The organism is Paenibacillus sp. FSL H8-0259, assembly GCF_037963255.1.
Lineage (GTDB): Bacteria > Bacillota > Bacilli > Paenibacillales > Paenibacillaceae > Paenibacillus_AQ > Paenibacillus_AQ phytohabitans.
In genome coordinates this window covers 6485693-6501051 of the sequence record NZ_CP150147.1, presented here as the reverse complement: position 1 = coordinate 6501051, position 15359 = coordinate 6485693, and the positions used below count along the sequence as shown (strand labels likewise).

The following is a 15359-nucleotide window of genomic DNA, read 5'->3' as shown; positions in this document are numbered from 1 at the left end:
TCATGAATGTAGATAATTATGATTTTAATTTGCCGGAGGAACTGATTGCCCAGACTCCGCTTGCCGACCGCAGCTCATCCAGACTGCTGCTCGTAAACAAGGAGAACGGTCAGCTGGAACACGGGCATTTCACAGATATACTGCAGCAATTCCGTCCCGGAGATACACTGGTATTGAATGATACGAGAGTTATTCCGGCCAGACTGTTCGGTGTCAAGGAGGATACCGGGGCGAAGGCAGAGGTGCTGCTGCTGAAGAATCTCGGTGAAGACCGCTGGGAGGCGCTGGTTAAGCCCGGCAAGAAGCTGAAGACCGGAGCGGTGATTATCTTCAGCGAAGAGCTTCGCGCCGTAATAGAGGACGAAGCGGATATGGGCGGCCGGACGCTGCGCTTTATCTATCAGGGTATCTTCCAGGAGATACTGGACAGGCTCGGATCGATGCCGCTTCCTCCGTACATTAAGGAAACTCTGGATGACCGCGAACGTTATCAGACAGTCTACGCGCGGCATGAAGGATCGGCGGCCGCCCCTACGGCTGGACTGCATTTCACCCAAGAGCTGCTGGAGCAGATTGCAGCGGCCGGTGTGAATATCGCTTATATCACCCTGCATGTAGGTCTTGGCACATTCCGTCCAATGTCGGTAGAAACCGTGGAAGAGCATGTGATGCATGCCGAATATTATGAATTATCCCAAGAGACGGCAGAGATGCTGAACTCCGCAAGAGCCAGAGGCGGAAGAATTATCGCTGTCGGCACAACCTCCTGCCGGACCCTTGAGACGGCCGGGAGACAAGCGGCGGGCGGACCGCTGAAGGCATCAAGCGGCTGGACGGATATTTTCATCTATCCCGGCTACGAATTCACTGTCGTCAATGCATTGATTACCAATTTCCATCTGCCAAAGTCTACTTTGGTCATGCTGGTGAGCGCTTTAGCCGGCCGGGAGCATATTCTCGCCGCCTATGAAGAAGCGATTAAGCAGCAGTACCGGTTCTTCAGCTTTGGCGATGCAATGTTCATTTATTAAGCAAGAGGAAGGGTTAAACCTATGGCAGCAATCACTTATGAACACATTAAGACCTGTAAGCAGTCCGGAGCACGGCTCGGAAGAGTCCATACTCCACACGGAATTATTGAAACACCGACCTTCATGCCGGTAGGCACACAAGCCACCGTCAAAACAATGAGCCCCGAAGAGCTTAAGCAAATGAATGCGCAGATTATTCTGAGTAATACCTACCATTTGTTCCTTCGTCCGGGCCATGAGATCATCGGCGAAGCCGGCGGTCTGCACAAATTCATGAACTGGGACCGGCCCATCCTGACTGACAGCGGCGGCTTCCAGGTATTCTCGCTGAGCGACATGCGTAAGATTACCGAAGAAGGCGTTCATTTCCGCTCTCATTTAAATGGGGACAAGAAGTTTCTCTCGCCGGAAGTAGCGATGGAAGTCCAGAATGCACTCGGTTCCGATATTATGATGGCCTTCGATGAATGCCCGCCTTATCCGGCAGAATATGAATACGTCAAAAAGTCACTTGAACGCACCACCCGCTGGGCAGAAAGATGCCTCAAGAGCCATGCACGTCCTAATGATCAGGGGCTGTTCGCAATCGTACAGGGGGGCATGCACGAGGATCTGCGCCGTCAGAGCGCGGCAGATTTGACTTCCATGGATTTCCCGGGGTATGCTATTGGAGGGCTCAGCGTCGGAGAGTCCAAGCAGCTAATGTATGAAGTGCTGGATTATACAGTTCCACTGCTGCCGCAAGGGAAACCGCGCTATTTAATGGGCGTAGGTTCACCGGATGCACTGCTGGAAGGGTCAATCCGCGGAATAGACATGTTCGACTGTGTTCTGCCTACCCGTATTGCCCGCAATGGAACGACGATGACCAGTCAGGGAAGACTCGTTGTACGCAACGCGCAGTATGCCCGTGATTTCGGGCCGCTTGATCCGGAGTGTGATTGCTACACCTGCCGGAATTATTCCCGCGCTTATTTGCGCCATCTGATCAAAGCTGACGAAACTTTCGGCTTGCGGTTAACGACATACCATAATTTACACTTCCTGCTGGAATTGATGCGTAAAGTGCGTGAAGCCATCATGGAAGATCGGCTGCTTGATTTTCGCGATGAGTTTTTTGCACAATACGGATTATATGATAATCTAAAAGGCTTCTAAAAGTACTGAGTGATATGTTAAATTTTTTGGAAAGGGGGGAATGATATGTCACATTTTCAACTGGCAGCAGCTTCAGGCGGCGGAGGCAATATTCTTGGCCTGGTAGGTCCATTTGTACTTATGTTTGTTGTCTTCTACTTCCTGCTGATTCGTCCACAGCAGAAGAAAACCAAAGCACGTAACGGGATGCTCAAGTCTTTGAAAAAAGGCGATAAGGTAGTTACTATCGGCGGTCTTCACGGAACAATTATGGAGATTTCTGATGACATCGTTGTATTGCGGGTTAATGACGTGACCCGATTGACCTTTGACCGGGGTTCGATCAGTCACTCTGTCACGGAAGTAGAAGACAAAGATTGATTTGTCTGCACCAAATTACATAAAAACCGGCGTCTCTCGTAAGAGAACGCCGGTTTTTTTACATTATACAGTTCAAAGGCTGATGTTAACGTACATCCGTTGCCCGGCTTCGTACTCTCAGCCGTTCTTCCCCGCTGCGCAGGGTGAATTTGGCAAGCTGCACTGCGACAGTTGTGGACAGAACGGCCAGCAAAGTGCCGCCGAGCATATCGGTCAGCCAGTGGATACCGAGATAGAATATTCCGAAGACGATAGCAACGGCCGAGATTGTACTAATCACCATCCAGCGGCGGTTGCCGGAACGGTAGGCCAGCAGCGCCATAGATACGGAAATGGCAGTATGCAGGCTGGGAAAGCAGTTGTTAAGGCCCGATAGCGGCCGGTACTCCTGTTCAAACTTCGGAAAAACATCCAGCATGGTAAATCGCACCCCTGCGGGCAGATAGGACCACACCTCATTTACCGGAAAATACAGATAGAATGGAATAGCAACAGCATAGGTTATCATGATCGTGTAGCAGGTCGCATAGAGCATCACGCGGTTCTTATCCAGCAGATAGATACCTAGCGAGGCGGCGAGCACCGATTGCAGCATGAAGATATAGAAGAAGACGATGATTGGGGTCAGCCAAGGCGTAAAGAACAGCTCTTGCACATGTCTGACAAAGTGGCCCTCGAGACCAAAGACAAAGGCTGTGTAATCCGAAGTCAGGTTCATCTTCCGCTCGATCTGCAGCTCATATTTATTCAGAGCAAGCACGCTGAACATTCCTATAATAATCAGAGTGAATTTATAGGACCGCAGCAGCTCTCTCCCGATTTCAACTAGGGCCATTAGCGGATTGCGCCGGGCGCCGATCCAAATCAATACCACTACAATGGCAACGGTGTATACAACTACAAGATTCATGGACTGGTAAAGCAAAGCATTCAAAGCCTCCTTGATAAATCCCTCATATGAAGTCAGATGCACTCAGTGTAACATATTTTCAAGGATAGGTTTCAAATTTCGAAAAATTATATTAATTAGGATTTTTGCAAATTAACCCCAAATATTCCCCCGAGTGCACCAATGCCTGCTGCAGCCATTACCCAAAGGAAATCAATTCCTGCCGGGGCGCTTTCCAGAGCCAGGAATCCGATCAGCAGAACAATTAATCCATAGAATGCGCCGGTGAGTGCTCCCTGATACCAGCCTTTGCTTGAAGCTCTGCCGCCTGCGGTCAAGCCTCCGAAAGCGGCAGCTATGCCGTGTACAATATAGGTGTACATGGTAAGATCCTGTTCCTGCAGTCCGCTGCCCCAGAGCAGCAGGGAGAGAACGAATGCGCCCAGCAGCATCCACAGGAACGACCGGCATAAACCCGACAATACAGGACTAGATATTTTCCATGAGAATAGACGCCTAATTAACGACATGGTAAAACCTCCTAAAAGTTTGTTTGCGTTACTTCCTGGACGGGCTCCTTACAAACTGGCTTGGAAAGCATACGCTAAGTTTGTTTGCGTTACTTTCTGGTTGGGCTTTGAAAAAAAGTGTCCTGCCTGAGCTGGTACTAATCATTGTATGGGAAGGCTTGCCCCAATAGTACAAGAATGGCAGACTGGACTTTTACCAGTAATTAATCAGCAGGCTTCCGAATGTTCCCTTGGCAGGCAGGTCAGAATAGGGGTACATTAATCCGCCCGTTACGGCTCTCAGCCGCCGGGTGAGAAGCGGAAGGGGAGCGAAGAGAATATGTTGTTCCAGCATATTACTGCCCATATCTTTCTGACCGTGCTGATGTATATCTTCATTTTCCTGAGTATGCGGATCATGGGCAAACGGGAGATCGGCAAATTGTCGGTATTTGACCTCACGATTTCCATTATGATTGCTGAGATCGCTGTGTTTGTAATTGAAGATATCGAGCGGCCCATCTATGACGGGTTCGTGCCCATGGCAACGCTGGTTCTGATTCAGGTGTTGGTCGCACAGCTCAGTCTGAAGAGCCGGAAGCTTCGCCTGCTGGTGGATGGCAAGCCGAGTATCCTCATCTCGGACGGTAAGCTCCACCGGGGCGAGATGCGTAAACAGAGATATAACATTGATGATCTGCTGCTGCAGTTACGCGGGCAGAACATAGACAGTCCGGCCGATGTAGAGTTTGCCATTCTTGAAACAAGCGGGCAGCTTACCGTGATTGAGAAGAATAAAGGTGTATCTTCGTCCAATCAGACCGGAAACAGCAGTTCAAGCGCTGAGCAGAAGGAGCAGAACAGCGGAGGCCAGGAGAGCTCCGGAGGTTCAGACAAATCAGACAAATCAGACAGTTCCGGTAAAGTTAAGCTTCCGAAGCACAAGATCCGCTACGAAGGCCTCCCGATTCCGCTGATAATGGACGGAAAGGTGCAGGACGATAACCTGGAGATGATCGGTAAGAACAGATTCTGGCTTAGAACCCAGATCCGCCAGAAGGGTGTCTCCGATTTCCGTGATGTTTTCCTATGCTCAATTGATCATAAGGGACAGATATATATTGACCCGATCGGCTCAAGATAAGGAGAAGATGTTAGCTGCGCCAGCGTTTGAAGAAGGGCACACGCTCCAGATCACGCCTGGAAATCAGGCCCGATAACAGGCAAATGCTAAAGTATACGCCCATCCCGCAGGCAGCGGCAGCCAGAAACTGTATCCACTGTGAGGAGGAGATGTGAACTGAGGTATAGACGTAAGACATTCCGGCAGCCATGATGATCGTAGCCGCTATAATTTTGACCGGATCCGACCATCTTAAGGACATGGCTGTCAGCCGGATAACACTGTATCCATGAAGTATAGTCACAAGGAGGCTATTGACAATAATGGCGATGATGGCTCCTTGAATCCCGTATTCCGGCCGGGAGGCGAGCAGCAGAATCAGCAGGATTTTGACGACCGCACCAATCAGTGTATTAATCAGTGCCTTGCCCGGGCGGTCCATTGCCTGAAGTGCAGCCTGCAGCGGGGCCTGGACATAGAGGAATAAAGCGAACGGTGCCATCATCCGCAGCATAGGTGCCGTATCCGCTGCATTGCCGTACATCAGTGTACACAACGGTACGGCAAGAACGTACATAACAGCAGCAAACGGAGCGCCCGTTACCATAGCCAGCCGCAGGGCCTGATGCATTCTTTTATGAATCGTGGGCAGGTCATTCCGGGCAGCCGCCTCGGATAAGGAAGGGACAAGGGACACGGCCAGCGAGGAGCTGAGCACACCCGGCAGCAGCAGCAGCGGGATAACCATTCCCTGTAGGGAACCATATTGTGCAGTTGCAGCTGCAGCAGCTATTCCGGCAAGTGCAAGGCTGCGCACAGTAATAATGGATTCGAGCAGATACGAGAAGGAACCGATCAAACGTCCGGCGGTTACAGGTACAGAGATGCCGATCAGCCGCTTAAGCACACTCCCTGGTTGTCTCTGCGGTTCATCTCCGGACTCAGCAGAGCTACCGGAAACAGCTGTTCCGGCAGGAGGCGGAGCCTCATTCTTGTCCTTTTTAACGATATAATAATATTGCAGCAGCAGGGCCAGCATTCCGCCAATCTCACCCACAGTAACGCCCAGCATCGCACCTGCCGCCGCAAAAGCAATTCCTTTCGGGAGCAGCAGCCAGGAAAACCAAAGCATAAAGAAGATCCGGATGACTGATTCCAGCACAGAGGAAAACGCTGAGGGAAGCATATTCTGCCTGCCCTGGAAATATCCGCGGTAGATGGACGAAACGGCCACGATTGCAATCATTGGAGTCATGCTGACAAAGGTGTAATATACCCGCTGGTCGGTCAGAATAACGCTTGATACCCATGAGGCGCTGAGGAGAGCTACAATGGTGAAAAAAATACCGAGCGTCAGGCTGATTGCCAGGCCCGTATGCAGGATTTTGCGGGACTGCTCCGGCCGGTTCTCTCCTTCTGCTTCAGCAACCATTTTGGCAATTGCCAGCGGGAGCCCGCCGGTAATGACGGTTACCAGTACGATAAAGAACGGATATCCAAGCTGATATAGTCCTACTCCTTCGGCGCCGATGATCCGCGGCAAAGCAATCCGGGGAATAAAACCAAGCATCCGGTTAATGATGCCTGCAAATAACAGGATTAATGTTCCTTGTATAAAGGTCTGTTTCCTCAAAGGGCACTCCTTCTTCCCAAATTAGATGAAAACTTCCGGTGAATTTGTTCCTCTCTCAAGCAGGCTTGTATAAGGATATGCTGCTACAGGTCAACTCCATGACAAGCTTTCCATATGACAAGTTTTTGGCCGAAAGAAGGAAAGAGCGGCAGAGGGGTCGAATATTTATCTCTGAGCATACGTAACGGGGAATCTTTGGAGGTGTCAACACGTGGAATCGGAACAATGGAGATATGACGAGCTTAGTGAAGAAATCGAAGCCATGTGCATCAGCAAAGCGGAGGAATTCCGCCTCCTCGGCTATGAATATGTGACCGGTAAGGATATTTGGGATTGTGTCAGCCGTAATTATGTTAAGGAAGGAAGACCTCCTCTGCATAAACTGGTCAATGATATTTATTCGCTGAAATCAGGCAGTTACATGAATTACCTGACCATTGCGGCCTACCGGGGGTTGAACTGACGGCCTAATTTGCCAAAAGGAACGATTTTCTTTTGCAAACGGCTACAGGAAGCAGTAAAGTAAGAGAAGAGTAATTCAACAGTTCCTATCCAAACGGATGGTTTGCGCCCAGAAGCAGAACCGGCCGTTTCTTTGTGTGAATCCGGCACCGTCATTCCTCTTGAATTGACGGTGATTTCGCACGTAGCTATAATAGGAATATTGAGTAATGAAAGGGGAACTAGCTAGAGCATGAAGAGAATGTTGAGCTTTATCATCACCGTGGTCGTTCTAACCGGCGTCATGGGATTTACAACTCCCGGGCTGCTGGACAAGGTCCGTCTAGGTCTTGACCTGAAGGGCGGATTTGAGATTCTGTACCACGCCGAGCCGATGGATACGGGAGGAACCCTGACCCGTGCTTCGCTGCAAAAAACAGCGGAGAGCCTGGAGAAACGGGCGAATGCACTCGGAACAAGCGAGCCTGAGGTTACAACCGAAGGTACGGACCGCATCCGTCTGAAGATTGCGGGCGTTACTGACGAAGCCGAGGTCCGCAAGAAAATGAAAGAACCGGCAGTTCTGACCTTCCGCAGTGCCGCTGATGGTGATGCACCCGGAGTCTTCAGCAAGATTGAACTGGTAGGCAGTGATTTTGTTGAAGGCGCGGCAGACGTGCAACGCGATAACCTCAACCGTCCGGAGATCAGCATCTCTATTAAGGACAAAGATAAATTTGCGGAAATTACTGAACGTCTCCTGGGTAAGCAACTCGCCATTTATCTGGATGAGACATTATTGTCCGAGCCTCCTTATGTTAGGGCAGTCCTGACCGATGGTAAAGCTTCCATATCAGGGGGATATACACTGGATGAGGCCCGTGAGATTGCAGATACGATCAATCTCGGTGCATTGCCGCTGAAGCTTACGGAGAAATATTCCCAGAGCGTAGGGGCAACACTTGGTAAACAGTCTCTTGATCAAACGGTTAAAGCAGGTATTGTGGGTTCCCTGATCATTCTGGTCTTCATGATGTTTATGTATCGTCTTCCGGGTGTACTGGCCAGCTTCGCGCTGATTCTTCATACCTGGCTGCTGATTCTGGTGTTCGTTATAGCTGATTTCACCTTGACCCTTCCCGGTATTGCCGCGTTCATTCTCGGTATAGGGATGGCGGTCGATGCCAATATCATTACCAATGAACGGATTAGGGAAGAAATGCGCAGCGGTAAGAGTATTTTGTCTTCCGTCAAAGCAGGTAACAAAACTTCATTCCGTACCGTTATGGACGCGAATGTCACTACGATCATTGTAGCGGCTGTCATGTTCGCCTTCGGTACAGGTGCGGTTAAAGGCTTCGCGCTGATTCTGATCGTGGAAATTGTACTTAGTATTGTAACAAACCTTTATTTTGCCCACTGGCTGCTGACAGTGCTGGTTAAAGCCGGCGCACTCAAAAAGCCGAAGCAATTTGGGGTAAAGGAGAGTGACATCAGTGCGCTTTAAGAAAGAGCTTGATTTCGTACATTTAAGTAAATTTTTCTATATTTTCTCCATCGCCCTTACTGTGGCGGGTCTGGTCTTTCTGGCAACCTTCGGCCTGAATTACAGCGTTGATTTCAAGGCCGGGTCCAACGTGGACGTGGCTCTCTCCAAGAGCATGACGCTGGCTCAGCTGCAGCCGGCGTTGGATGAAGCTGGAATTGGTCATGATCCTACAATTACCGTCGGGGATAAACGGGTTAATATCCGCTACGATGAAGAACTGGATGATACTCAGAGTGAAACCCTGAAAACGGCAATCAACAAGATTGACGATCAGGCATCTTTCGAAGTCAACACAGTAGATACAGAGATGGCTAAGGAATTGGCCCGCAATGCGATCTATTCTGTGCTTCTGTCCAGTATCGGGATTATTATTTATGTCAGTATCCGCTTTGAATGGCGGTTTGCGCTGGCTTCCATCGTGGCGCTGCTCCATGATGCCTTTATGGTTGTAGCGATCTTCTCCATCTTCCGTCTGGAGGTAGACCTGACCTTCATTGTTGCGGTGCTGACCATTATCGGTTATTCCATTAATGATACGATCGTTATCTTCGACCGGATCCGCGAGAACCTGCGGTTCGGTAAACAGAAGTCGTATGAGGATCTTAAGTCCCTGGTCAATAAGAGTGTGTCCCAGACCCTCATGCGCTCATTGTATACAGCCTTTACGGTATTTATTGCCGCATTCTTCCTGCTGATTATGGGCGGAGAGTCGATCAAAATGTTCTCACTTGCCATGGTAATCGGTTTGCTCTTCGGAGCCTATTCTTCGATCTTTATTGCAAGCCCGCTCTGGCTGCTGCTCAAGAAACGCCAGAAGACACCGGTAAAGAGCAACCCGGCCAAAGCCTAAAACTTAAGTTTCCCGGAAAGCCGTGTCACAAGCGACGCGGCTTTTCGGAATCTTTGGATCAGCATCTTAGCTGGTTTCATCATCATGAGATTACTTGCTAGTGGTAAGGAGGGCCTCGTTATGAATGACAAACAATTAGCTGCAAAAGACACCGTTGCCTGGACCGGAATCCTCAGTGATGTTGGGCTGGCTCTGGCCAAAGGCGCCTTCGGTTATCTTTCAGGCAGCAAAGCATTGATGGGGGATGCCATCTATTCCGGAGCAGATGCCGCCGCCAAGCTGGCAGGGGTTATTCCGTGGAACTCGAAGCAGAGTCACAAGTATGCAGCATCATCGGGCAGCCGGGCCGGTCAACGAAATAAAGAGCCGATGGCGGCCATTCTTTTTTCTGTGCTTATTCTTATGGGCGGGCTGCAGATTGCTTTCTCGGCCATTCGTGATTTAACCCGGGGACATTTATCGGCACCTGGGCAGTCGGCACTTGTAACCGTCCTGATTTGCATTGTGTTCAAAGAGGCTATCTTTCAATACCAATACCGTTATTATAAAAAAAAGAACGATGGCAGTCATGCCGCGTATGCGGATACCCACCGTTTCAGTCTATATACTTCCATAACCGTATTTATAGGTATTGCTCTGGCCATGACTGGCGGGTATTTCAATTGGCATCCTATGCTCTATATGGACCCGATTGCCGCACTGCTGACCGGATGTCTTGTTATCCGCAAAGGCTATTCTCTGATTACTTCCTCTGTCTACAGCAAAAAGATTCAGGAGCTTCCTTCCGAAGAGGCCGCCAGCTTCATTGAGACCGTCCAGCGTGTGCATGGAGTCATCCGGGTGGAGCAGCTCAAGGCAATGGAGGAAGGCAGTTATGTGAATCTTCATGTCAAGATCAGCGTAAATCCGCGGATTAGCGTGATGGAAGCCCAGGATATCTCGGAATGTGCCCGGAAGCTGCTGCAGCACCGGTTCGTTCATGTAGGCGAGGTTCAAATGGATGTGGTGCCGTATGACCCGGGTTATCCCTATAAAAGCAACCATGAGCTCGTGGATAATGATATTCCCACGCTGCTTCAGTAGTCTGCAAGGTGAGAGAAAGGTGAGCTGTATTGCTTCATTCAAAAACAAGATGGCAATCTCCGGCAGCCGATCCCGAGAAAAACCGGGAACTGGCCCGGAGCCTTTCTATTTCTCCGCTTCTGTCCTCACTGCTCGTGCAAAGAGGCATGGATACTGCCGATAAGGCGCTGGTATTCATGGATGGCGGAGCGGAGGATAGTCATGATCCATTCCTGCTCAAAGGAATGGCCGAGGCTGTGCCACGGATTCGAAAGGCATTGCAAGATGAAGAACATATTCTGGTGTATGGCGATTATGATGCAGACGGGGTGTCCAGTACTGCGCTGATGATCTTTCTTCTGCGTCATCTGGGTGCTTCTTTTGACATTTATATCCCGCATCGTTCCAACGAAGGCTATGGTCTGCATAATCATGCGCTCGACTGGGCGCTGCAGCAGGGAGTATCTCTCGTTATTACTGTGGATACTGGTATCAGTGCCTACCATCAGATTGCCTACGCTTCAGAGCTGGGCATTGATGTCATAGTCACAGATCATCATGAGCCGCCGGAGCTGCTGCCTGAGGCCTATGCACTCATTAATCCGAAGCTGCCGGACTGCCCGTATCCTTTCAAGGGGCTTGCCGGAGTGGGGGTAGCTTACAAGCTGGCCGAGGCTCTTCTTGGTAGCGGAGTTCCTGAAGAATGGTGTGAGATTGCCGCTATCGGTACCGTTGCGGATCTGATGCCGCTGCTTGGGGAGAACCGGAGTCTAGTGCGCCGGGGGCTGACCAGCATGCGGAATTCGCCGTTTCCTGGAATTCGGGCGCTGCTCTCTGTCAGCGGAATTACGATGAGCACCGTAAGCGCTGTTAATATTGCCTTCGGCATGGCTCCGCGCATTAATGCCAGCGGAAGGCTGGACCATGCAGGCCGGGCGGTCACACTGCTCACTACCGCAGATGCTGAAGAGGCTGAACAATTTGCCGGAGAGCTTGACCTCCTGAATAAGGAACGTCAACTGGTCGTGGAGAGAATTGTAGGAGAAGCTACGGCCAGGCTGGAGCAGAGAATCAGTCAAACCGGGCTTCCGGATATTATTGTGCTGGCTGAGAAGGGCTGGAATGTCGGTGTTGTCGGGATTGTGGCCTCTAAGCTGCTGGAAAAATATTATCGTCCGGTTATTATTCTGGATATTTACCCGGATACAGGGATGTGCAAAGGCTCTGCCCGCTCGATCCCCGGGCTGGATATCTATGCGGCCTTGTCTTCATGTGCCGGATTGATGGACCATTTCGGCGGGCATCCGGCTGCGGCCGGAATGAGCCTGCCGCAGGACAAGCTTGAAGACTTTGATGCAGCGCTTAATGCTTATGCTGCATCTATCCTGACACCAGAGGACTTTGTAGCCGTGACGGCTGCAGACGGTGAGGTCTCTATTGCTGATTTGTCACTCCAGGCTGCGCTTGAACTGGAGCGGCTTGCCCCTTTCGGGATGGCTAACCCGCTGCCGAGATTCATTCTGCGCGGAGCTGCTGTGAAGGAGACCCGCAAGATGGGTCAGGACGGCAAACATCTGAGGCTTGTCCTGCAGCAGGATAAGGTGACGATCGAAGCGGTGGCCTTCGGCAAGGGATCGCTGGCTGATCTGCTGCCTGATGGTACAATCATTGATGTACTGGCGGAGCTGTCGGTGAATGAATGGAACGGCTCACGCAAGCCTCAGCTGATGCTGCAGGATCTTGCAGTGCCTGCCGCGCAGCTGTTCGACCTGCGCGGTGCTGCCGATGCGGTTAAGCAGGCAGCGCATATTCAGGAGCTGCTCCGTTCGTACAACGGCAGCAGTCCGGTTAAGACAGCGGCGGTATTTCAGAACAGCCGCAGATCTCCACTGCGCGAGCTGAAGGGCATGTCGCTGTGGGTCTACGATGAGGATGCAGGAATTTCACAGGTGCATCAGGGTGAGCCGGGGAATGACGAAGCAGAGATAACGCTGCTCTGTCTGCTGGATATGCCGGAAACGCCGGAGCAGCTGGAAGCATTGTTCACTGCGTTTCCCCGCACAGAGAATATTGCCCTGCTGCATTCGATCCGCGACGGCCGTGACCGGTTGCAGGTTCCTACACGGGATCATTTCAAGTCATTATATAAATTGATCGCCTCGATCGCAGCAACGGCAACCCCCGAGCATGAAGTACTGCTGCGGCTCAGCCGCCAGTCTGCACTGGGTGTGCGCATGCTGGGCAGGATGCTTGATGTGTTCGCTGAGCTTGATTTCATTGAACGCAGCGGCGGCAGCATTACCTTTGTCACGCAGCCTGCCGCCAAGAGCCTGACGACGTCAGAGCACTTCATCAGGCTGGGCAAGACTGCTGAAATGGAGCAGTATTTCATGGAGGGCAGCCGCGGCGAACTGCAGGAATTCATGCTGTCACGCCGATTAGGCGCCTCGTAACGGGTGTAGCGTGCTTTCAGAGTAAGAGCTTTTACAGAGAATTCAGGTGAGGATAGCCTATCCTCATAACTTTTAGGAGATGATACTTTTGGATTTCAAAGACAGTATTCGTGTGATTCCGGATTTCCCGCAGCCGGGAATCAGCTTTAAGGATATTACTACCCTGCTTAAAGACGGGGCCAAGTACCGTGCCGCTATTGATGAGCTTAAGGCTCTCGTTGCCCATCTGGAGATTGATGTCATTGCCGGACCGGAAGCGCGCGGCTTTGTAGTAGGCGCACCGCTGGCGTACGCACTGGGCGTTGGCTTCGTGCCCATCCGCAAAAGCGGCAAGCTTCCTTACGAGACGATTGAAGTGGGATACGATCTGGAATACGGCAAAGATACCCTTGCTGTACACACGGATGCTATCCAGCCGGGACAGAAGGTTCTGATTGCCGATGATCTGCTCGCTACCGGCGGCACGATCGCTACTTCGGTAAGCCTGGTGGAACAGCTTGGCGGACAAGTTGTCGGCGCTGCCTTCCTGATTGAGCTAACGGCTCTGGCCGGACGCAATAAGCTGTCCGATATTGAAGTGGTTACCCTGTTGACTTACGAGGATTAATTCGCCCGGACAACTTTTCCCGGGAAATATAAAGCGGACTGCTGTCGATTTAAGACAGCAGTCCGCTTTTTGTATTATAGGTTGAACGTGGTAAATGGTAAGAGGCTTAATGAGCGGATTTCTCTGTTTCCTGTTCATTGGACAGGCCAAGAACTTCAAACAGCTTGAAGAGCAAGGAGAGAAGCATACCGACGATAGTCGCCAATGCCATCCCTTTCAGCTGTACACCGCCAACCGTTAATGTGATGCCGCTGATACCTACCACCAGTACCAGAGTAGCCAGAATCATGTTGGTGGCTTTGGAGAAATCGACCTTCTGCTCTACGAAAATACGCAGGCCCGATGCGGCAATTACACCAAACAGTAAGAGTGAGACACCGCCCATGACCGGCTGGGGGATATTGGCAATGACCGACGAGAACGTTCCGGAGAACGAGAGCAGGATAGCGATCACTGCAGCGCCGCCGATTACGTATACCGAGTAGACTTTGGTAAGCGCCATAACGCCGATATTTTCACCATAAGTGGTATTCGGGGTGGAGCCCAGGAATCCTGAGAGTACAGTGGAAATCCCGTTACCCATCAGTGAGCGGTCCAGTCCGGGATCCTTGGTCAGGTCTTTGCCGACAATGTTGCTGGTAACCAGCAGGTGGCCGATATGCTCAACAATTACAACAAGCGATACAGGGATGATCGTCAAGATAACCTGCCAGTCGAAGGATGGGGTGATAATCGTTGGATGGGACAGGAAATGGGCTTCAGAGATAGCACCAATATTTACCTGGCCCAGGATATAAGCGAGTACATAACCGGTAACGATACCGATGAGGATATGAATGATTTTGGGGAAGCCGCGGAATAACACGGAGCCGAGTACGGTAACGCCCAGCGTGACCATGGATAAGGTAATAGCTTTGCCGTCCGGAATCCAGTCAGTGGCGGCCACACCTTCAGGAGCGATCAGTCCGGCCATACGTGCTGCAACAGGAACGAGCTCCAGTCCGATGGTGGCTACGATAGCGCCCATAACCGCCGGAGGGAATACGACATTAATCCAGCCGGTGCCCGCATAACGAACGATCAAAGCGACTAGAATAAAAATAACACCGGTAACAATAAATGCGCCAAGTGCAAGCGAATATCCATGCTCATGATCGTCTGTGTGTTTAGCCAGGACCATAAGTACCGGCGAAATAAAAGCAAAGCTTGAGCCAAGATATGCGGGGATTTTGCCGCGGCAGATCCAAATGTAAAGCAAGGTGCCGATACCATTCATCAGCAGGATCATGCCGGGATCTACCCCGAACAGGTTGGGAACAAGCACTGTGCTGCCGAACATGGCGAACAAATGCTGAAGACTCAGGAGGAAACCCGGGCCCCAAGGGAGTCTTTCGTTAACTTGAATTTCGCGTTGCAATGGAGTTCACTTCTCTTTCTGATCTAATTTGATGTAAGCCTGGCGCTAAAAAACCGCCTTTACTAGATTAAATAGATCGGCGCCTTTTTACAACAACATTTTTGCGCGCGCCACAAAATTGTCTTTTCTTGTCCCTTTCCCTTACAGGAATACCACGCTATGGCAAGTGTTGACGTAATCCTCCGTAAGCGTCATAATTATAGACAACTTTAATCTGTGCGTAGTGCAGTTTGGAACATATGGAACCTGCAAATTCTGCACGGCTTGCGGGTTCATT

The 15359-nt window shown here is 50.8% G+C and carries 14 protein-coding genes; 10 read left to right on the top strand and 4 right to left on the bottom strand.

What is annotated here, in order from left to right; all coding sequences use genetic code 11:
• Nucleotides 1-2: 2 nt before the first annotated feature.
• From queA to yajC, 3 genes are read left to right on the top strand one after another with little or no spacing between them, the layout of a single operon-like run.
• Nucleotides 3-1031 (top strand): tRNA preQ1(34) S-adenosylmethionine ribosyltransferase-isomerase QueA, encoded by a 1029-nt coding sequence (gene queA, locus NSU01_RS27825; protein ID WP_039294467.1) that lies wholly within the window; start codon nucleotides 3-5, stop codon nucleotides 1029-1031.
• A 21-nt stretch (nucleotides 1032-1052) separates the two neighbouring features.
• Nucleotides 1053-2189, top strand: a complete 1137-nt coding sequence (gene tgt / locus NSU01_RS27820; protein ID WP_042139546.1) for a tRNA guanosine(34) transglycosylase Tgt — start codon at nucleotides 1053-1055, stop codon at nucleotides 2187-2189.
• 45 nt (nucleotides 2190-2234) lie between these two features.
• Nucleotides 2235-2549: a preprotein translocase subunit YajC gene (gene yajC, locus NSU01_RS27815; RefSeq protein ID WP_039294472.1), complete on the top strand. Its 315-nt coding sequence runs from the start codon at nucleotides 2235-2237 to the stop codon at nucleotides 2547-2549.
• Nucleotides 2550-2634: 85 nt separating this feature from the next.
• On the opposite strand, the gene NSU01_RS27810 is transcribed toward yajC, so the two are convergent.
• Both NSU01_RS27810 and NSU01_RS27805 read right to left on the bottom strand, forming a co-directional pair.
• A complete protein-coding gene (locus NSU01_RS27810; RefSeq protein ID WP_256703919.1) occupies nucleotides 2635-3483 on the bottom strand; it encodes a phosphatase PAP2 family protein in 849 nt (282 codons plus the stop codon).
• A gap of 92 nt (nucleotides 3484-3575) precedes the next feature.
• Complete coding sequence (locus NSU01_RS27805) at nucleotides 3576-3968, bottom strand: TIGR04086 family membrane protein (protein WP_076245177.1); 393 nt, start codon at nucleotides 3966-3968, stop codon at nucleotides 3576-3578.
• Between the two features lie 319 nt (nucleotides 3969-4287).
• Here NSU01_RS27805 and NSU01_RS27800 point away from each other — a divergent pair, with 319 nt between their 5' ends.
• Nucleotides 4288-5091 carry a DUF421 domain-containing protein gene (locus tag NSU01_RS27800; RefSeq protein WP_076245175.1) on the top strand — a complete coding sequence of 268 codons (804 nt, stop codon included), beginning with the start codon at nucleotides 4288-4290 and terminating at the stop codon, nucleotides 5089-5091.
• A gap of 10 nt (nucleotides 5092-5101) precedes the next feature.
• Here NSU01_RS27800 and spoVB read toward each other — a convergent pair whose 3' ends face one another.
• Nucleotides 5102-6703 carry a stage V sporulation protein B gene (gene spoVB, locus NSU01_RS27795; protein WP_076245172.1) on the bottom strand — a complete coding sequence of 534 codons (1602 nt, stop codon included), beginning with the start codon at nucleotides 6701-6703 and terminating at the stop codon, nucleotides 5102-5104.
• Nucleotides 6704-6914: 211 nt separating this feature from the next.
• Here spoVB and NSU01_RS27790 point away from each other — a divergent pair, with 211 nt between their 5' ends.
• The 6 genes from NSU01_RS27790 (at nucleotide 6915) to NSU01_RS27765 (ending at nucleotide 13665) form a co-directional block, all read left to right on the top strand.
• Entirely contained in the window at nucleotides 6915-7166 is a 252-nt protein-coding gene (locus tag NSU01_RS27790; RefSeq protein ID WP_042238721.1) for a post-transcriptional regulator, read from the top strand.
• A gap of 231 nt (nucleotides 7167-7397) precedes the next feature.
• Nucleotides 7398-8651 (top strand): protein translocase subunit SecD, encoded by a 1254-nt coding sequence (secD, locus tag NSU01_RS27785; protein WP_039294486.1) that lies wholly within the window; start codon nucleotides 7398-7400, stop codon nucleotides 8649-8651.
• Entirely contained in the window at nucleotides 8641-9543 is a 903-nt protein-coding gene (secF, locus tag NSU01_RS27780) for a protein translocase subunit SecF (protein WP_042238718.1), read from the top strand. Before secD ends, secF begins: the two co-directional genes overlap by 11 nt.
• A gap of 120 nt (nucleotides 9544-9663) precedes the next feature.
• Nucleotides 9664-10626: a cation diffusion facilitator family transporter gene (locus NSU01_RS27775; RefSeq protein WP_076245170.1), complete on the top strand. Its 963-nt coding sequence runs from the start codon at nucleotides 9664-9666 to the stop codon at nucleotides 10624-10626.
• A gap of 29 nt (nucleotides 10627-10655) precedes the next feature.
• Complete coding sequence (gene recJ, locus NSU01_RS27770) at nucleotides 10656-13058, top strand: single-stranded-DNA-specific exonuclease RecJ (RefSeq protein ID WP_076245168.1); 2403 nt, start codon at nucleotides 10656-10658, stop codon at nucleotides 13056-13058.
• 88 nt (nucleotides 13059-13146) lie between these two features.
• Complete coding sequence (locus NSU01_RS27765) at nucleotides 13147-13665, top strand: adenine phosphoribosyltransferase (RefSeq protein ID WP_039294499.1); 519 nt, start codon at nucleotides 13147-13149, stop codon at nucleotides 13663-13665.
• A gap of 106 nt (nucleotides 13666-13771) precedes the next feature.
• Here the strand turns inward: NSU01_RS27765 and uraA are convergent, their stop codons facing one another.
• Entirely contained in the window at nucleotides 13772-15082 is a 1311-nt protein-coding gene (gene uraA / locus NSU01_RS27760; RefSeq protein ID WP_076245166.1) for a uracil permease, read from the bottom strand.
• Nucleotides 15083-15359 lie beyond the last annotated feature (277 nt).